Source organism: Bacillus sp. EB01 (genome assembly GCF_000613125.1).
Classification (GTDB): Bacteria; Bacillota; Bacilli; order Bacillales; family Cytobacillaceae; genus Bacillus_D.
The window spans coordinates 2,448,266-2,467,706 of the sequence record NZ_HG964497.1 but is presented as its reverse complement, the minus strand read 5'-3'; the positions used below and the strand labels follow the sequence as shown (position 1 = coordinate 2,467,706).

19 protein-coding genes are annotated in these 19,441 nt (G+C 39.5%); 7 read left to right on the top strand and 12 right to left on the bottom strand.

The features are described 5' to 3' along the window. Positions 1–107 precede the first annotated feature (107 nt). The gene (gene uidA / locus TY16_RS11220) at positions 108–1,922 is read right to left on the bottom strand and encodes a beta-glucuronidase (RefSeq protein ID WP_043932016.1); all 1,815 of its coding nucleotides are present in this window, start codon (positions 1,920–1,922) and stop codon (positions 108–110) included. Between the two features lie 160 nt (positions 1,923–2,082). Between uidA and TY16_RS11215 the strand changes: the two genes are divergently transcribed. Together TY16_RS11215 and TY16_RS11210 are read left to right on the top strand one after the other, a co-directional pair. Then, positions 2,083–3,306, top strand: coding sequence for a helix-turn-helix domain-containing protein (locus TY16_RS11215; RefSeq protein WP_043932015.1), 1,224 nt, complete (start codon positions 2,083–2,085; stop codon positions 3,304–3,306). A gap of 695 nt (positions 3,307–4,001) precedes the next feature. Beyond that, entirely contained in the window at positions 4,002–4,877 is an 876-nt protein-coding gene (locus tag TY16_RS11210; RefSeq protein WP_442853213.1) for a LysR family transcriptional regulator, read from the top strand. Between the two features lie 42 nt (positions 4,878–4,919). On the opposite strand, the gene TY16_RS11205 is transcribed toward TY16_RS11210, so the two are convergent. The 4 genes from TY16_RS11205 to TY16_RS11190 all read right to left on the bottom strand — a co-directional run bounded on the left by TY16_RS11205 (position 4,920) and on the right by TY16_RS11190 (position 8,597). Further along, positions 4,920–5,816 (bottom strand): PhzF family phenazine biosynthesis protein, encoded by an 897-nt coding sequence (locus TY16_RS11205; RefSeq protein WP_043932012.1) that lies wholly within the window; start codon positions 5,814–5,816, stop codon positions 4,920–4,922. Positions 5,817–6,320: 504 nt separating this feature from the next. Further along, positions 6,321–6,515, bottom strand: a complete 195-nt coding sequence (locus TY16_RS11200; RefSeq protein ID WP_052342684.1) for a hypothetical protein — start codon at positions 6,513–6,515, stop codon at positions 6,321–6,323. Between the two features lie 9 nt (positions 6,516–6,524). Further along, complete coding sequence (locus TY16_RS11195) at positions 6,525–7,709, bottom strand: SEC-C metal-binding domain-containing protein (RefSeq protein ID WP_043932011.1); 1,185 nt, start codon at positions 7,707–7,709, stop codon at positions 6,525–6,527. 15 nt (positions 7,710–7,724) lie between these two features. Further along, entirely contained in the window at positions 7,725–8,597 is an 873-nt protein-coding gene (locus tag TY16_RS11190) for a hypothetical protein (protein ID WP_052342870.1), read from the bottom strand. Positions 8,598–8,910: 313 nt separating this feature from the next. On the opposite strand from TY16_RS11190, the gene TY16_RS11185 reads away from it, so the two are divergent. Next, the gene (locus tag TY16_RS11185; RefSeq protein WP_043932010.1) at positions 8,911–9,843 is read left to right on the top strand and encodes a nucleoside hydrolase; all 933 of its coding nucleotides are present in this window, start codon (positions 8,911–8,913) and stop codon (positions 9,841–9,843) included. Between the two features lie 94 nt (positions 9,844–9,937). On the opposite strand, the gene TY16_RS11180 is transcribed toward TY16_RS11185, so the two are convergent. The 5 genes from TY16_RS11180 to TY16_RS11160 form a co-directional block, all read right to left on the bottom strand. Further along, on the bottom strand, positions 9,938–10,513 hold the full coding sequence (locus TY16_RS11180; protein ID WP_043932009.1) for a cupin domain-containing protein: 576 nt from the start codon (positions 10,511–10,513) through the stop codon (positions 9,938–9,940). A gap of 202 nt (positions 10,514–10,715) precedes the next feature. Continuing rightward, entirely contained in the window at positions 10,716–11,216 is a 501-nt protein-coding gene (locus TY16_RS11175; RefSeq protein ID WP_155922219.1) for a VOC family protein, read from the bottom strand. Between the two features lie 330 nt (positions 11,217–11,546). Next, on the bottom strand, positions 11,547–11,927 hold the full coding sequence (locus TY16_RS11170) for a VOC family protein (RefSeq protein ID WP_043932007.1): 381 nt from the start codon (positions 11,925–11,927) through the stop codon (positions 11,547–11,549). Between the two features lie 375 nt (positions 11,928–12,302). Further along, entirely contained in the window at positions 12,303–13,952 is a 1,650-nt protein-coding gene (locus TY16_RS11165; RefSeq protein ID WP_043932006.1) for a catalase, read from the bottom strand. A 295-nt stretch (positions 13,953–14,247) separates the two neighbouring features. Beyond that, positions 14,248–14,880, bottom strand: a complete 633-nt coding sequence (locus TY16_RS11160) for a zinc dependent phospholipase C family protein (RefSeq protein ID WP_043932004.1) — start codon at positions 14,878–14,880, stop codon at positions 14,248–14,250. Between the two features lie 218 nt (positions 14,881–15,098). On the opposite strand from TY16_RS11160, the gene TY16_RS27195 reads away from it, so the two are divergent. Both TY16_RS27195 and TY16_RS11155 read left to right on the top strand, forming a co-directional pair. After that, positions 15,099–15,338, top strand: a complete 240-nt coding sequence (locus TY16_RS27195) for a hypothetical protein (RefSeq protein WP_331281058.1) — start codon at positions 15,099–15,101, stop codon at positions 15,336–15,338. After that, positions 15,277–16,248: an ArgE/DapE family deacylase gene (locus TY16_RS11155; protein ID WP_331281057.1), complete on the top strand. Its 972-nt coding sequence runs from the start codon at positions 15,277–15,279 to the stop codon at positions 16,246–16,248. Before TY16_RS27195 ends, TY16_RS11155 begins: the two co-directional genes overlap by 62 nt. A gap of 166 nt (positions 16,249–16,414) precedes the next feature. Here TY16_RS11155 and TY16_RS11150 read toward each other — a convergent pair whose 3' ends face one another. Both TY16_RS11150 and TY16_RS11145 read right to left on the bottom strand, forming a co-directional pair. Continuing rightward, on the bottom strand, positions 16,415–16,882 hold the full coding sequence (locus TY16_RS11150) for a VOC family protein (RefSeq protein WP_043932003.1): 468 nt from the start codon (positions 16,880–16,882) through the stop codon (positions 16,415–16,417). Positions 16,883–17,035: 153 nt separating this feature from the next. Further along, complete coding sequence (locus TY16_RS11145; protein WP_052342683.1) at positions 17,036–17,545, bottom strand: GNAT family N-acetyltransferase; 510 nt, start codon at positions 17,543–17,545, stop codon at positions 17,036–17,038. Positions 17,546–17,885: 340 nt separating this feature from the next. Between TY16_RS11145 and TY16_RS26185 the strand changes: the two genes are divergently transcribed. Further along, the gene (locus TY16_RS26185) at positions 17,886–18,047 is read left to right on the top strand and encodes a hypothetical protein (protein ID WP_155922218.1); all 162 of its coding nucleotides are present in this window, start codon (positions 17,886–17,888) and stop codon (positions 18,045–18,047) included. 158 nt (positions 18,048–18,205) lie between these two features. Then, entirely contained in the window at positions 18,206–19,441 is a 1,236-nt protein-coding gene (locus tag TY16_RS11140) for a MalY/PatB family protein (protein WP_043931999.1), read from the top strand.

Here is a 19,441-nt window from a genome sequence, read left to right as displayed (position 1 = left end):
GTCAACTGCCCCAACTTCCTTATTTCTCCACTGCTGACCGCGTTTCCTTCTTTTACCACAAAAAAAGATGCAGCCTGCTCATTCGCAGGTCTGCACCTTCACTAAACTTATTTTTTATAGCCCAGGTCCGGGATGTTGGTCCAGCGGTCTTTCAGATAGCGGACAACCATTTTTGGTTCTCTTGCCCGGTTGAAGACACCTTTCTTATTCCCCTGAACACGCATGATTCCAAACTTAGTCTGGAAATCAGCGAAGTTCCAAAGCTGTTCGCCGACGAAATTCGGAATCTCATCGAATACCTTGCTGTTCATACGATAGTAATCTTCCTGGTACTCTTCACTGAATGGCTCGCCATATGCACTGTGGAAGCCGGCAACCGTATCGGCGCCATATTCTGTGTACATGATTGGTTTGTCCGGATATTTTTCCTGCCATTCACGAAGCTCCTTGCGGGTTGCAGCCTCGGCTGTCTTTAAATCGCCATTCTGGACATACCAGCCATAATAACGGTTCAATGCGATTACATCAACGAGGTCGGAACACTTGTCTGCTGACGGAGTAGCCATCATGATATAGACTAGCGTGCAAGGCCGTTTTTGTGGATCCAATTCTCTAGCAAGTTTAAACAACGGTTCAAAATATTCATGAGCACCATTGGCGTAAGTAGCCGCTTCATTCGCAATTGACCACATTACGACACAGGCATGGTTTTTGTCACGGGCGATTAACTCACGAATAACCTGCTGGTGGGCTTCACTCGTTTTCATTGTTTCCCAGGTGCCGTCATTGATATCTCCACCCTTTTCGAGGACCGACACATCAAAATTGAACATTGAGAACAACCCGACCGCCGGTGTTTCGTCGATGACAACGATTCCTTCCCTGTCGCACAGACGCATCATTTCCTCGGAATATGGATAATGGGATGTACGGAATGAGTTCGCACCCATGTCCTTCATCAGATTAATATCCAGGACATTATACGCCTCGTTCAAGCCGCGGCCGCTAACATACGTATCTTCGTGCTTACCGAAGCCCTTGAAGTAGAAAGGCTCGCCATTGATCAGGAACTTGCCGCTCTTCACTTCAACCTTGCGGACACCGAACGATTCTTCGTAAACGTCTACAACTTCCCCGCCATTCACGCCTTCAACTTTCGCCTTATACAAATATGCCTTCAGCGGCTGCCAGAGACGCACATTTTCAATTGAAAATGTAAGATCGGAACCAGTTGCCTTACCTACTTCCTGGCCTTCTTCATCGAGGATTGTTACTCTTACTTCTTCAAAGCTTCCACCTGTTTTTACAGAAACCTGAACATCTGCAGTTCCAGCATCTAAATCGACAGTAGGAACGATGGTAATATCCTCAATATAGTCAAGCGGCGTGGAGTAAATTTTAACAGGGCGATGCAAACCGGCGTAATTGAAGAAGTCGAAGTTTTCGTCCACCTTCCGAATAGTCCGTCCATTCTCGTCCTTTTTCTCGCTGTAATTTCCGACTGGCAGTGTTGTGTAATCAAGCAAATTGCTGATACGGACCGTCAGGCGGTTCGTTCCTTCAGTTAAAAATTCATTCATTTCCGCTTCAAACGGCATGAAGCCTCCCTTGTGGTAGACAGCTTCTTTGCCGTTTACATACACCCATGCTTCGTGTGTAGCAGAGCCAAAGCGCAGTACGAGACGCTCATTACGCAGTGCCTTCGGAACGGAAAATTCCCTTTCATACCATACATAACCACTGTGCTCGCGGATTTCCTTCATAACTGATTGGTCATTAAAGGATGCCGGTACAGCAATTACTTCCTTTGTTGGCAAGGGACGAGCTACATCAATTGTTTCAACTTCCTTATCAATCATAAACTTCCAAATGCCGCTTAAATCCATCAAAGCGCGGCTGTCTGTTGCAATTGGGTATAACATAAATTTTTGCCTCCATTCTTTCTCTATAGTTTGTGAAAGCGTTTAAATTAATTATAGAGGATACCCCTTAGTGAGATTCGTACTATTTTTGCTAAAATCGTAATTATTTGCGTTTCCTGTCTATCCTTTGTAAAGTTAACTTGAAAGGATGTTAAAGAACATGACATATACAGATTTTATAAAAATAGCTGAAATCGTATGTTCAGTCACCAAAATAGATGCACAGCTGGTAGACCAAGACGGAACAACACTGTTCGATTCGGCTAATCTCGCTGTACCCGCCGCACTGAATCAGTCAGGCAAAGAGGATTTTTTTCAAATAAAAAGCGTTCTAAATGAAAATCAACCCAATTTGTATTATCTCTATATAAATACATACGGTCTTGAATATGTTGCCACTGGCGTCTGGCGTGAAAAAACTTTCCGCGGCTATCTGATAATCGGGCCTTTTCTTTCAAGCATGTCGGTTATCCAGACCATAAAAGATAGTATTGCCAAAAACAAACTTCCAATAAGCGAACGGAAACAGCTGGAACAATATTATCAGTCGCTGCCGGTCTTGAGTGAAGCGGAATACACCCATCTCGGTGAACTGATTGTTAATTTGTGCGGACAGGGAATCAAAAGCGCGCACAAAATGTCCTCCGTCCCACCAACCTCTTCCCTTAACCCGGATAAATTAAAAGTAAGTATTGAAGAAAATCAGGATATCATTGAAGCCAGATATGAACTTCAAGGCAAAATTATGGAGGCAGTGGCCAAAGGAAATAAAACCGAGGTCCAGGCGTTACTTAATTCAAAGACGTACTTTTTGGAGTTTTCCGACCGGGTGCCAGGCAGCCCAATCCGCTCCTCGAAGAATATGGCGATTGTGATGAACACAATGTTTAGAATTGCCGCCGAAAGAAGCGGTATTCACCCTGTTTACCTTCACACCATTTCCGAACGGTTTGCAATTTTAATCGAACGGACCATGAACATTCCGCAGCTTCAAAAGCTGATGGTGCTGATGGGTGACGAATATTGCGAACTGGTGAAGACGTACTCGACAGGCTCCTACAGCCCAACCGTAAAACGGGCTGCAGATTTCATCCAACTGAATTTAGGGCACTCTATAACACTCGAAGATATTGCCAAACAGCTGAATATCAACCCTTCACACCTATCGCGGATCTTTAAGGAAGACACAGGATTAACCATTACAGATTTCATAAATCGAAAAAGAATTGATGAAGCAAAGTTATATTTGCAAAGGGGAACCCAATCCATTACAGAAATTGCCTTCCTCGTAGGCTTCAACGACTTAAATTACTTTAGCAAGGTGTTTAAGAAACTGACCTCGGTAACACCGTCGCAGTATGCGAAAAAGAGGAAACACAAGTAAAAAAAGATAGTGAATGACCATGCTAAATTAACTTTATTTTTACAAATTAATTGTAAAGAGGGTCAAACTTCTGTAATTTATAGTGCCGTTTTGAGTACCAATTTTATTGATCTTTATAAGCTCGCCGATAAAAAGCCATTATAGAATCAGGAGGGTTCGCACTTATCGGGTGGGGATCAGGTAAGCAGCCGAGCTGAAAAATAGACGGAGGGATTCCTCTTAATTAGTAATTATTATTAAAAATAGCTTAAATAGACGGAGAGATTCCGCTTATTGTCTAAAAACATATGAAAATGGGGGCTTTTACTCTGCTTAACCGGAAAATCTCCCCTTATTTACATTGAACCGAGCTCTATTCTCTATCTAGCCGGAAAAATTCCGCTTATTTTACTATCGCTGGTTTCTCGATTAAGGGCAGACATCTTTTATAAAAGAGAGTGAGTTTTATCCCCTCATTTTGATGCATTAGGGTGAACCGTATCATAAGTAAATGAGGTTAAATAATACCTTTAGAGAAAAATCAAAAGGCTAATCTAATATTTTCAAGATAGCTTTTTTATCTATAGTTAATGTAGTCATATGAATTTATTTATTTACAAATATTTTAAGTAACATATTAGATGGCAGCGAACAAAATTAATAAAGTTAGGGAATGAATTTATACATTAATTGTTGAATATATAGGAATGAAAGGGGTGAGGGTATTGGCTATTTTCCAGTATGAAGTTTTCTTAACCGTTGTTGAAAGTGGCAGCTTTACAAAAGCTGGCGAAAAACTAGGGCTGTCTCAATCAGGGGTTAGTCATAACATTTCAACACTTGAAACAGAATTAGGAGTCATATTGCTCCGGCGTAATCGGAACGGAATAACTTTAACCGATGCAGGCGAGAGAGTATTATCACATATTCGTCAGATCATTCATCATGCAAAATTGCTTGAGCAGGAAGCTGCTCTTATTCAAGGGATCGAAGTAGGAAGCATTAAAATAGCTACCTTCCCCAGTTTTTCGTCTAGATTTCTTCCCGGTCTCATTTGTAACTTTATAAATAAATATCCAGGTATCCAGATAGAGTTATACGAAGGTGGCTACGACGATATCAAAGATTGGATTTCCTCAGGAATGGCCGATATTGGTTTTTTAACCCTTCCAGCCAGAGAATTTGCAACGATTCAATTACTCAAAGACGAATTATTTGTTTTAGTACCTGAAACTCACCGATTGAGCACAATGAAACTAGTTCAAGTAGAATCCATACATAATGAATTATTTATTATGCCAAAAGCAGGTTGTGATGTTTTAATAAAGAGGCTGTTTAGAGAAAACAACGTATTCCCTAATGTTATTTTTGAGATAGAAGATAACAATACAATTATTTCTATGGTTCAAAAAGGGTTAGGGATAACTATAATTCCGGAAATGGTCATACCGAAAAACCTTCCTCCTTACACGAAAATGATTCCACTTGAAACGAATTTGTATCGTGAAATTGGTATTGCCCTAAAATCCTTTAAGCAAGCATCCCCTTCCATAAAGAAGTTTATGCAAATCGTAAAAGGACATTTTAATTAGGATCAGCTTGAATAGGATGTCCTCTAATTCAAGCTGATATGTTTATATAGTTAGGGTACCACGAATAGTGATGGTTGCTGCTCCTGCTACTTTGATAACTGGTTCTGATTCATTCGGTATGATTGTCACGTAAAGCAATCCAGGTCTTCGAATCACATCTCCTTGAGCGATTTTAAGATGTGTCGTCACACTTTGAGGAATAATATTTTCTAAATAGAGGAAACCAGCCAATGCGCCGTTTGCTGCCCCCGTTACAGGATCCTCAGGTATGCCAATCCCCGGTGCGAAATCTCTGGTATATAAATCACATTCTTTCGAGGTGTAAAAAGTATAAAGGTGTGTCGTGCTGATATTATGTTCTCTATTATGCTTCCCTAAAGCCGCAAAGTCTGGCATAGCATTGTCAATGTCCATTTGATTTTTCATAGGTACAAGCAAATGCCAGTTTCCGGTATTTGCCAGTTTGATTGGATAGGTTGGATCGATGCTTTCAGTTTTGACACCGATTAACTGACTAAGCTCTTCCAGGTCAATAGTGAAATCTTGTGTTTTTGGAGAAACTTGTGTCATTTCAACATCAATTATTTTTCCATTTTCTTTATGCCATACAACCGGTACTTTACCTATATTGGTTTCTAACGCAATCCCTTCTTTTTTCTCTGCTAGACCAAACTCAGTTGCCAAAAGCCAGGTTAACCCAACAGTTGCATGGCCGCAGAAGTTGATTTCTTCAGTAGGAGTAAAATACTTCACTTTATAATCATTTTCCTCGTTAGTTGCAGGCAGTAAAAATACGGATTCCGGCAAATTTAATTCTTTAGCGATACTTTGCATCTCATCTTCCGATAATTTTTCTGCATCTAACACAACACCTGCTGTATTACCTCCAAATTTTTCTGTTGTAAAAGCATCCACATGATAAACGCTTATTTCTCTCATCTTATTAACTCCTTTCAAACATTTATTTATACCTCCATACTATGCCTTGAAGATGTATTAGTAAAATGAATCTTTTTTATATAATAAATCGAAAACACTAATGAATTTAAACCTCATTTAGATTTATTAAGGTGAACCGTATCACAAGTAAGTGGGGTTTTATATAAATTCGGTTTTTGTATCCCTAAAAAAGAAACTCGCCAATGGCGAGTTTTACTTTTTACTATATCATCAATAATATGCCAAAACGACTTTCATTCGGCACATATTGACTTCAAAACTGAACCCTTTACAAACTTTGGGACGCCCATTTGTTATTTTACATTGGTAGTTCATCAGCGCTGTTCGCGTCCTGGTCCATCTCTTCCCAGGTAACCCCATACGGAACGCCATTTACAGTATAGCCAGCGACATAATAAAAAGTCTCATCCTAAAAATCCAGACTCTGCTCTATCTCTTGCTTCCTTTCAGCCTTCTGACTACGCCTTGCCTCGAGGGAAATTTTTACGCCTTAAAGGTGTAGCCAAGCATCTCGAGCTCCGCAATCGCACATACCAAATCGACCCCATACCACACACTATATCCTTTTGCGATATTCTTTCCGCTGTATTGCTGAGCCCACTCTTTGGCATTTTGAAGCCGAGCGTTTTGATTATACCGTTTTCTCCTGGCCGTATTGTTCTTCTTCTTTTTCCCCATTTTAATCCTTTATCTGCCACAGCACTTTTTATATTTTTTCCCGCTGCCGCAGTGGCAAGGGTCATTTCTACCTATCTTATGGTTTTCGGATAACGTATGCGATACTTGTTGTTCCCGATGAGACAACTCTGTTGGAGTATAGCCTTTTAGGATCCATTGCCTTGTACTGTTCATTAAGTTCCCAATGTATACCATAAAAGCCTTCAATGTTTCTAGATTATCAAACTCTACCCTTCTTTGGAGGTACTGTAGAATCTCATTCGGCGACTCACCGATCTGCGTTGCATAGACACATTCCTCGACAATGCTCTCCGCACCCTCTTTAGTAATTTGATAGTTATCAGTAAGGAAGGTGACAAAATCAGAAAAGCCTTTATTTCGATCAAGGAAATCGGGCTGTCCAGCACTAAGAATTTGTTCCTTCGTGAACGGATAAAACTCGAGGTCCTTCCTCAAACCGTGTTCCTGCAGAACCTTTTCCGAATCAAAGACCCTCATAGTGGAATAGCCATTCGAGTCGTGCCGGATTTGGCCATAATAAGAAATTGCCTCCTCAATAACTGAATGGTAGTCACGCAACTTCAATGGTTCATCCAAATACTTTTCAAGCAAATCAACAAGTTCATAAATACCTAAAGATCCATAGTAGAAAAGCAGCCCGTGAGTGAGTGAAATCCACTCCGTATTCCGGCGTGCGATCGACTTCCACTCCAGCTCCTTCTCCCGCCAAAGCGGACTCGCAACAACCTCCTCAGGCATAGCCAGCATGTTTTTCCCCTCAACACTTCCTGTGAAAAGAATGCCGTACTCCTGAAAATAATCAAGCTGGCGACCTGTTAATTGGGGTGCTGCCAATAACCCATTCCCTTTAACAATCTTCATTAAAAGCCTGAATCGCTGCTCGTCCAATTTTTCAAAGAGCTTACCGATCGAAACTGGAATTTCCGTTACTAAAACCTCAATTAACTCGCCCTTTTTAAGCTGGCTCACACCAGAAATCTCAAGCCGCTGCCTGATTTTGACCAAATCATCCTTTGAAAGCCTTGAAAGGGCATCTTTTGTGAAAAAAGGCACCGAGATTGCACTCCACCTTTTCTCTTCCCTCTTCTGCTCGGTTTTGGCTGCCAGCTCTCTCATTTTCGCGAAGGCATTCATTAATCGTTTGCTATCTTTTTCACTAATTGTATTGCTCATCTTGCCACCTCAACTTCATAAATAACACAAAATCGATTTTTCTATCCAATATGTAAAAATAGTTTCAGGATTTTGTTTTTCAAATTCTTTCATTTTTAAATACATGTCCAGTCCATCGGAAACATCATGCCACAAGTCAGTGAATACAAAATCATACTTCTCTTTTGGCATCTCATTTTTTGCATAGGTAAAAGCATCCGATTGAATAATTCTAATCTTATCCCTATGGTTGAATTGAGGTAATATGTGTTTGGTAAACAGGTTGATAACATCTTCATTCATGTCAACAATCGTCACGGTTTCAACATTCTCTTTTTCCGAAACCATGTAGGCGTAATAACCAAGCCCCAAACCGTATGTAAGGACATTCCCAAATGCCTGGCCGACAGGCTCCTTCATCGTCTCAATTTCATTAGGAGTAATGGTCATCCAGATCCGTCCATCTTCAAGAACTGCCGGGAACTTGAATTCGGTTTGGAAAAATCCGATTTGCGGTATCTGCCTTCCCTCTTTTGTCTGGATGATATCGTCACAGACAAAGCCTTCAAATGGTTTATAGGTGTCATACTTCAGTTCACTATTGCCGATTTTCATAGCTGGGATTTTAATATTTTTGTAATAGGGGTTTGAGTAAAACTCATTTTCATCAAGCTTATGAAACATTTCTCTAAAGTAAAGGTTAAATACTTTTTTATCAGCTTCATTGTCAATGATATCAAGGCCAAACGCAGCCGCCATTATGATGGCAAATGCATACTCATATGAAAGTCCGCTGTTTACGATTTCCTCAATTTCTTCTTTATCAACGTAATCAGGTGCTTTATTCAAATAATTACTAAGCAGAGCAAACACTCTGTAGTTGTCTTCTTTTATTTGGTTATTTTGCATATCCATCACCTTAGCGCTTATATTTGCAGTCCTGATCTCCGATGCAACGGACGAACAAAAAGTATAACCCAAACCCAGGATCAAAACCAGAAATCCACCTTTGACTCCCCGTCCACGTTGGTCTTATGTAAATCACCATTTCTGCAAATAACATGGCGGCATCTCCGGTAAAAAGGGCCATAACTAAATTTTATCATAAAACTAAATGCGTCTTTGTCCTAAAACTTAATTAACGCAGGTTTTTAATGGGGTGTAAAAGCATACATTTCCATTTTGTGAATATCGTTTAGTAGTCGTTTAAAGGAGGATATTTATGAGGAAAAAAATATTGCTGTTCTGCGATCCCGGCATTGATGATTCTATCGCAATTATTTATTCACTCCTTCATCCCAATATAGAGCTTGTTGGCATTGTGACAAGCTACGGCAATGTAACCAAACGGCAGGCAACTGCAAATGCGTATTACTTGCTTCAACTTGCAAATCAAACTCATATCCCTGTTATTTCCGGAGCGGCAACCTCGGTTGAACCGGATAAGGATGTTTATTATCCGGATATACATGGTGCGGAAGGACTTGGCCCAATTAGTCCTCCAAGCAGTCTAGTGTTTCAAACCTATCCCTTCGATGAGGTCAGAAAAATTATCAACAAATATGAAAAAGAATTGATCATTGTCGACACAGGCCGGTCAACAGCGTTGGCAACGGCCTTTACTCTGTTTGATGAGGATATTAAGAAGGTGGGAGCTTTTTATGTAATGGGCGGGGCATTTTTTGTCCCCGGTAATGTGACGGCATTGGCAGAGGCAAATTTCTTTGGAGATCCTACCTCCAGCAATTATGTAGTAAGAAGAGCACACAATTTAACGATTACCCCTTTAAATGTGACCCAGAATGCCATCATTACAAGGGAAATCGTTCAGTACTTAATCCGCTATTCAAAATCACCATTTTCATTTCTAATTACACCGATTTATGAGTATTATCGTGAAGCGTATAAAAAGAACCTTCCCAATGTTCAAGGAGCCCCGGTCCACGACCTGCTAACAGTTATGGTCGCCAATGACCCATCCCTGACAGAGTACATCTATTATGACGCTAAGGTAGTCGATGCTCCGGGAGATGCGAGAGGCCTTTCCTTTATTGATGCCAGGCCAACAAGCCCGAGAGGTAAAACCAGGATTGGAGTCAGATTAAACTATCAGAAATTTGTCAATGACTTTGTAAAAACAATGACGCAATCATAAGCGATTCATAAAATACTCTGGATATGAAGGATGCCCTTCTGCCGTATACCAAAGAAAAGGGTGGCTCCCCAAGAAAGGATGAGTCACCGTTTTTTTAATAGTAAATATACGTATTTGCGGACGGCATTGAAAAATGCCTATGCTCTTCCGCAGCCATTGCATCCGCTTTCGTTTGGTGGACGGTTCCCTTTGGGTGCTGTGGCGGAGCGTAAATTGAATATAATTTTAAAGGAGTATTCCCGGTATTGGTGACATTGTGCCAGGTGCCCGCGGGAATCATAATTGCCGAATCATCAAATACCTCCCTAGCAAAATTGAGGTTATCCCTGCTTTTGCCCATACGGACGGTCCCTCTGCCCTGTTCAACCCGCAGGAATTGATCGAGGTTCGGATGATTTTCAAGGCCGATGTCTTCACCCACATTTATGCTCATTAATGTAACCTGCAAATGGCTTCCTGTCCATACCGCAGTTCTGAATGTATTGTTCCGCTTCGCTGCTTCATTGATATTCACCACAAACGGTGCAGGACCGAAATCTTTCTGTGTTTCTCTATACGGTGTGTGATAGTTGATTCCATTTTGAAGATCAGGCTGCCAGCCATAGTTGTGATAGGGGACATGATGGTAATAATGATTCTGATATGGATACCCATTAGGAGCATGGTACATTGATAATCCCTCCACAGACGTTTGGGTTATCATATGCGCGGATTGGGTGCTGGGTACCTAATTACTCCCTAAAGGAATTAGGTTGGAACTATCCCTTAAGTTCCCCAGACGGCAGCCTTTAATCGGCTGGAAAGGTGATTTTTTTCCTGTACAAAAAAATGAAGTGCATGAAATTTGTTTCCATGCACTCCATAGATAAGGTTTATCCTTGATAGACCTCGTTTAATTCATCCATATTTATTTTTTTCATTTGAAGCAGTGCTTTCATAACCCTTTCAGATTTGTGACGATCTGGATCAGTTAACATCTCGGTTAAGGTGGCGGGAACAATTTGCCATGATACTCCAAACTTATCTTTCAGCCAGCCACACACCTGATCCTTCTCATCCCCGCCTTCGGAAAGCTTTTCCCAAAAATAATCGATTTCCTCTTGAGACTCGCAATTTACAATAAAAGAAATCGCTTCAGTAAATTTAAATTGGGGTCCGCCGTTCAACGCTACAAATTCCTGCCCTTCGAGAGTAAATTGGACGGTCATGACAGTATCTTCATTAATTCCGTCTATTGGATGCCGCTCTTTCCCATAACGGGTGACCTTTCCAATGCTCGAATTCTTGAAAATCGAGGTATAATGGTTTGCTGCCTCGTCAGCTTCGGTATTAAACCAAAGGTTTGTCGTAATTTTAGTGATTTTTTTATTCACCACTTTTGTGCTCCTTAAGTTTTTAGCTCTGTTAGTATTCATTGTTGATTTTTGTTGAGGTATGAGAATTTATTAGGGGGAGAATTTCCGTCTATTGTACCCACGGGCACCTTAAGAGACAGAAATAAGCGGAGAAATTCCCCTTACCTTCTTAAAATAAGTCAAAAACCAATGATTCTGATATGATAAGCGGAAAAACTCCCCTTATTTTAAGGGAAATATGGGTATTTCCCGATTTAACCGGAATATCTCCCCTTATTTTTCAAACAGAGTGAAATCAACATTCAGCTATAACGGAGCCAAGTTTATAAAAATGCTTTCAAGGAAAGCTTATTTCGTTTTTTCCATAACAGCAAAATAATTGTCTTCCCGATCCGCAAAATTGAAAACTTTCCCGGATGGCAAGGCAACAATCTCTCCAACTGTTATTCCCTTTTCAACCAGGCTGCTATGTAGCTTTTCGAGGTCATCCGTGAACAGCATTAACGATGGAGTTCCAAGATTTAAGTCCGGCTCCATTTTCGCAATGAATTCCTTATCGTGGAGAACAAAACTTGTTTCTGAATCAGATGATGGAGCCACCTCAATCCATCTCATTCCTTGTCCATTTTCTTCAGAAATCACCGTAAACCCCATAACCTCTGTCCAAAAACGTGCAGCCTCATCCTGGTTATTGACGTATAACATGATTTGACCAACTCTACTAATCATTATTTTTACCTCACTTTCATTTTTAAAAGTTTAAAATTGTTATAGCGGCTTTCTATAAAGGTGGGGAAACCCCTATTTTTAAAGCTGTTCCCGTCTTCATAAGCCAAATGAAGGACGGTTAAGCCTCATTTTGACGGCTGTTCCCGTCTTTATAAACAAATGAAGTCTATTATGTAATGAAATTCTCTAAGAAGTTCCCTAGCTTTCCTGAATATAAATTCTATTAGTTGCTACCCACCCCCCTTTTTTTAGAATGTAACAAATACAATTCGCTAACCATAGCCGAACTCCTTTTGCTAGTTTGAATTTTTTCGAAAAAAAAGACTGCCAGAAACCAGCTATCGCTAGTGTCCTGGACAGTCTCTTTAGTTCATATTAATAAGGGTCAGCCTCGTGGCCTTTTTCCTTCGCTTCTTTCACAGCTTCGTTTGCATCAATGGATCCCTGGCCATATTTCGTCTTGCCGGATTCACGGCCTGGAACCTGGTTTTCTGCAGCTTGTTCTTTAAGCTGAGCTGATACTTTTTCGATACCTTCCTGCACACGGCGGCCGTAGTCTTCATCAGCCTGTGTGAAGTGATAGACCATTGCTTCCTGAATGCGCTTATCGCAAACAGCAAGTGCCTCGGAAAGGTTCTTAATCAACTCATCGCGCTCCCAATCCTCGAAGGCACGGTAAGTATCGCCAGCCTGACCGTAGTTGTTCGGGCGGTCGATTGGCTCGCTCATAACCGCTGCATTGTATGATGGACGGTGCTGCGGACGCTCTTCAAAACCAGTTTCCTCATATCCGCCTATCATGGATGGCTCATAATTGATATGTGGATTTTCACCGGATTCTTTAGGGTCACGGAAATCCATTTGTCCTCGCTGCTGGTTCGTACGCACAGGTGCCTTTGGCGCGTTCACAGGCACCTTCAGATAGTTTGCGCCTACACGATAACGCTGTGTATCGGAATAGGAGAACGTACGGCCTTGCAGCATTTTATCATCAGAGAAATCCATACCATCGACTAGGACGCCAGTACCAAAGGCAGCCTGTTCGATTTCAGCGTGGAAATCGACCGGATTGCGGTCAAGAACCATGCGGCCGACCGGGAGCCAAGGGAACTTGTCTTCTGGCCAAAGCTTTGTGTCATCAAGCGGATCGAAATCCAGCTCTGGATGGTAGTCATCAGACATAATCTGAACGAACAGCTCCCATTCCGGATATTCGCCGCGTTCAATTGCTTCGTAAAGATCCTGGGTCGCGTGTCCGACATTCTTGGCCTGGATTGCGTTCGCTTCTTCCTGTGTCAAGTTGCGGATGCCTTGCTTCGGCTCCCAATGATATTTAACGAGAACAGCCTCGCCTTTGTCATTAACCCATTTATACGTGTTAACACCAGATCCCTGCATGTGACGGTATGTAGCTGGAATTCCCCATGGTGAGAACAGGAAAGTAATCATATGTGTCGCCTCAGGCGAGCGGGAAACAAAGTCAAACATCCTTTGCGGATGGGATACGTTTGACGCCGGATCAGCCTTAAATGCATGAATCATATCAGGAAATTTCATCGCATCGCGAATAAAGAAAATTTTCAGGTTGTTACCAACCAGATCCCAGTTTCCTTCTTCGGTATACATTTTTACAGCAAAGCCGCGCGGGTCACGCGCAGTTTCCGGTGAATCCTTTGCGCCTGCAACTGTTGAGAAGCGGACCATAAGCGGGGTGCGCTTTCCAGCACCCTGGAACACTTTAGCGCGGGTATACTTTTCTGCCGGTTCATCGCCAACCTTGCCATATGTTTCGAAATAGCCAAATGCTCCAGTACCACGTGCATGAACAACACGCTCTGGCACTTCTTCCCTATCAAAATGTGAAATTTTCTCGATGAAATGATAGTTCTCAAGTGTTGCTGGCCCACGATTGCCAACTGTTCGGATATTTTGGTTATCCGGAACGGGATGGCCCTGGCGAGTCGTCAATTTCTCGCGCTTCACATCGTTTTCGTGCGGAATGTTTCTATCTTTGTTCCTTGCCAAAATGAAAACCTCCTTCAAAAAATGGTAACCCCTATCATCATACCTAAATTTAGTAAATATATACAGCAATAAGGGTTCGAATTGTTTAGAAAATACTAAACTCTAGAATTATTCTAAACAAGACATCTTAAGTTTAATTTAAACTCTAAATAGATTTCAATTAATATGTTTATAGAATTGGGGAGGTTTCCACATAAGAATTTGAAATAACTGTTCACCTTCAACAAAATTGGCCTGTTTTTTCAATATGGAATTTAACAAAAAAGGAGAATTCCTTCCCTGAACATTGCAGCCATTAGTTTAAGATTTGTTTTGTAAGAATTGGTTTTAGAATCTGTAACCCAAGTTCAACTGATGTCTCTATATAACCGACTATTTGATTAAAAGTAAAAACATTGAGTTTTTCGTTTAGAACTTCCTTACCGTAATCCATATCTCCTAAGACATAAGGAACAAATTTTTCAACATCATTGGAAGTTACCTCATCCAAATCTAAGATTGTAGGAAATTGACTAAATGATTTTCTCAATTCATCTGTAAAACCATAGTGTTCTAATAACTTTCCATTTAGTAATCGGAAATCATTATGGTATAACTTATATAACCCTTCATCAGCATCCATTCTGTTCTTTAACCAAGAAAGATTAAACCCTCTTAACCATATATCATCGGCAATTAAATGTGCACAATACCCCAATACATAGGGATTTTCAACCTGTGAACCATATTTATGTAAAAATCCTTTATAATCAACTCTTCTTGAATAATCATGCACTTCACCTATAAAGAAATGTGATAAGTTTTTTTCTTTGTGTGAAAAAACAGCGTCCGGGGCAATGCTTCCAAGTAAAAATGATGTTTTGTCTTCCATCGATAAAGCCTCTGCAATTTTATTACCAATAATCGAGTGCATTATTCTTGAACCCACATTACTCTCCCCTTTTTTAATTTTCTTCTATGAGTAGTTCAATAAAGGTGTTAAAAATCCCTTTGTTTTCCAACTTCTTATTCAACTAAGCCGCCCCTTTAGCGATTTAAAGCAGTATGTAATTCCAGAGAATCCTTAAGTGGCTAATATATTCATGGATTTTAGGGTAATGTACAGTTGTATTCTCAATGAGAATTGACTTGTTGGAGGGATTTAGTTTGAAACGTTTTACAGAAGAAGAAAAGATAAAGATTTTATCGGACATTATTGCGATTAAATCTGTTAATGAAAACGAAATCGAAGTGGCAAATTACTTGAAAGATTTATTTTCTGAATACGGCATTGAATCTAAAATTGTTCCAGTTACCGACACCCGTGTTAACTTAGTGGCCGAAATTGGAAGCGAAAGTCCTGTCATTGGCGTTTCTGGTCATATGGATGTCGTTTCTCCTTGGTGATGAAAGCGAATGGACATCAGACCCGTTCACATTGACAGAAAGAGACGGAAAATTATATGGACGTGGAACAAATGACATGAAAGCAGGTTTAGTAAACCTTGCTTTAGTGATGATTGAACTCAAAGAAAATAATGAACTGAAAAATGGCATTGTCCGTTTTATGGCGACGACTGGTGAAGAAGTCGGTGGCGCAGGTTCTAAAAAATTATACGAAGAAGGCTATATGGATGATGTAGATTATCTATGGGTAGCTGAACCTTCCCATGACACGATTATATACTCCCACAAAGGATCACTAAACTTCCGTGTAACGTCAATTGGTGAAGCAGCACACAGTTCTATGCCTGACCAAGGATATAACGCGATTAATCCCTTGATGGAATATCTATTAGAAGTAGACAAAAAATTGAATGCCGACGAGCGTAAAAATGAAGTTCTAGATAAATTGGTTATGAGTACAACTATTTTTAATGCAGGGAACCAAGTAAACTCAGTTCCAGAAAAAGCAGTAGCAGAAATAAACGTGCGGACTATTCCAGAATTTGATAACGATGAAGTGATTGACTTATTCAACACAACAGCTAACAAATACAATAAAGAAGGCTCTGATATTGATGTTGAAGTGACAATGTCATTACCAAGTGTTTTCACTTCAGGACAATCTGAAATGGTTGATCTTGCAAAAGAACTCGGTAAAAAACATTTAGGTTTAGAAATTTCTGTTAAAGGTTCGCCTGGGGTGACGGATGCTTCAAACCTATTACGAGGTAAAGATGACAAATTTCCTTTTATGATGTTTGGTCCGGGCGAAACAAAAATGGCACACAAGACAGATGAATATGTCTACAAAGAATACTACTTTGCATTCTTCGATATCTATAAAGAGTTAAAAGTAGGATTATCTAAATAAAGATTTTTTTTACTGTAAAGAGGGGACCGCCATTTTTGGAGGTCCCCTCTTTTTGTTTAGGTTTCTATTTAACCAATGAACATAATAATCAAAAAATGCGGCTGAGCCTTCCAGGAACATCGCACTTTTCAGTTTAACTACATAGGCTACAATCTTATAGAAAGGATTATGTCAATTTACTACTAACTATATTCTCAAAGTCTTCTAAAGACAACTTTTCAGTAATATGTTTTAATTCATTTGGTACTTTAACAAAGCACATTAATTCTAAGCTATTTCCGTCTGGATCATTAAAGTAAATTGAAGCATTTCCTTGATTTGGTCTTACAAAAGGCTCAATCGATGTTCTTCTTCCAAAAGGTACAGGTTCAACTTGGATGGATTCAAGCCATTTTACAGCTTCTTTTAAATCCTCAAATGTGACTCGAAAAGCAATATGTCTTAAAGATGGATGGTATGGAGTTTGGTACTCCTTTCCTTCCCACAATCCTAACCAGCTTTTTCCTTCCTCTATCCAAAAGAATGCGGTATCTTCATCACGCCAAGCTAACTTCAAATCTAACTTTCCGTAAAATTCAATCGATTTCTCTAAATTTTTTACAGGTAAATGTGCTTCATATATCCCCTTTATCATTTCCCCATCCCCTTGTTTGTAGAATTTATGAATTTACAATCTTGGTATCAAAGAATCTCCAATATAACAATCCTGTTCCGTATTTTTTAAAAAGTCTAAATAAAAATAGACAATGACCGTGTTGAAACAATGCCTCATTTTGTTGAAGAATTTCTAATTCTTTTTTATACTTTTTTGATATTTACTATGTCCATCGCTTACACCAATTAGTTCAAAGCCATTGTTCATATAAAAGTTATTTAATTTACTATTATCTGTAACACAATCTAACCTAAGATATTCTTTATTACTCATATTGTCTTGTATCCATGCCAATATACTTTTGCCTATACCTTTCTTCATATAAGTAGGAATTATTGCTAGTCTATGTAGATAAAGCGATTTTGAAGATAGATCACTTCCCCAAATATGTCTATCCCATTCGCTCTGTTGGGATAATAGTGTAAACGTACCCACAATATCCTTATCTTTTAAAACAATGTATGTTTCTTGATTGATTATGGCTTGTTCAATCTCTTCATCATCGCCACCCTCTAATAGAAACCTCCATTGATTTATATCGTTATCTTTCATCCATTGAGCTATCAGCTTTAACATTTTAATAATCACACGACTGTCGTCTTGTGAAGCAATTTTTATTTGAAAACCTTTACCGTAATCCAAGTTTATCGTTACCTCCTTATTAAATAACTTTTATTCGATACCTTATAAATTCAACAAACCGGGGTAATGAAAGCCTATACCCATACACCTTCATAAAGACATTTTCGTTCCAATACTGTATTACTTCTATATGAATCAAATTAATCCTCTATACTGTAAATTAGTCTATTCGCCTTATTGATTTAACAAAAATACTATGTCAATATACTAAAAGGGAATTGGTTGCGAAAGTTTAGTACACACATTCAACTAGTTGTCGCTTTGATTTTTGGCTTTGCAGGATGACAGGCTTATTTGCCCGTCACCTAGAATGGTTTACACGAAAGATGAGGAATGTTATATGAATATAAATAAAGAAGAATTAATTAAGAGAGCAAGTGCTGTATTAGGGCGTGATGTGACACATGAAGCAATCATGAAAACAGTCGAGTCCCTGGTTGAACTGCTCGAGCAGGAAAAGACAGAGCGTATTGAACTGTTTTATTCTAAAAATCTTAATTAATAAATAATAGTAGAAAACCATTTTCCCGATAAACAAGCCCTTAAGGACAATTCTTCCTTTAAGGGCTTTTATTTTTTTGATATAATTATTAGAATATTTCGATTAAGTAGGTTTTAATTGAAGTATACTTTTCCGAGAGTTAGAAGGAGTGAAAAAACATGAAATATAATTTTGACGAGATTATTGATCGTAGAGGCACCAACGCAATGAATACAGATGGCTTTAGGGAATATATTTTTAAAGCATCTAAAGACATGGTCTTTCCATTTAAAGATGAAGAATTTATTCGTATGTGGGTTGCTGATATGGAGTTTGCCGCTCCGCCAGAAATTATCCAGGCTATTAAAGACCGAGCGGATAAACAGATTTTTGGCTATACAAAGGTATTTGATCCAAATTATTATCTTTCCTTCTCGAATTGGACAAAGCGAAATTATAACTGGAACTTTGAACCGGAGCATTTGGTGTTTTCGAATGGGATTATACCGGCATTGTATGAATTGGTTGAATATATTTGTAAACCAGGTGAGAAAGTTTTAATCGTGACACCATCTTATGCATATTTTAAGTATGCGGCAGAATTCAATGATATTGAACTGGTAACCTCTGACCTAGTGAACCAGGATGGGTATTATACAATGGATTTCGATGATCTGGAAGCGAAAGCGAAGGATGAAAAAGTTACTTTAAGTATTTTCTGTAATCCACATAATCCATCTGGACGTGTCTGGACACAAGAGGAATTAAAGAGATTCGGCGACATTTGCCTTGAAAACAATGTCACAATAATTTCTGATGAGATTCATTGCGACTTGCTTAGAACTGGAATGGTACATACTCCTTTAGCAAAAGTTTTTCCGGATACAGATAGAATCATTACGTGCATGTCAGCAAGCAAAACATTTAATTTGGCTGGATTAATGTTCTCCAATATCATTATTCCAAATGACGATCTTAGGGCAGTATGGAAGGCTCGCCATTACGATTTTGAAAATCCGTTGAGCATTGCAGCGACACAAGCTGCATATGAGCATGGCCATGAATGGCTAAACCAATTAAAGGATTATCTTGATGAGAATTTTGTTATTACGAAAAATTATTTAGAACAGCATTTACCTGAAACTGTATATCGTATTCCCGAAGCAACTTATCTTGCTTGGGTTGATATTAGTGCTTATCTGCCTGACGAAGAAAACTTACCATTATATTTTGCCAACAAAGCTGGGGTCCTTCTGGAAGGAGGCAATATGTTTGTTTCAAATTCAGATGGCTACATCCGCCTGAATCTGGCATGTCCAAAATCTATGCTAACTGAAGGTCTAGCAAGGATATGCGATGTGTTGGTAAAAGAAAAAGAAGGAAATAGAAAGGGAGAATTTTCACTGAATCAATAA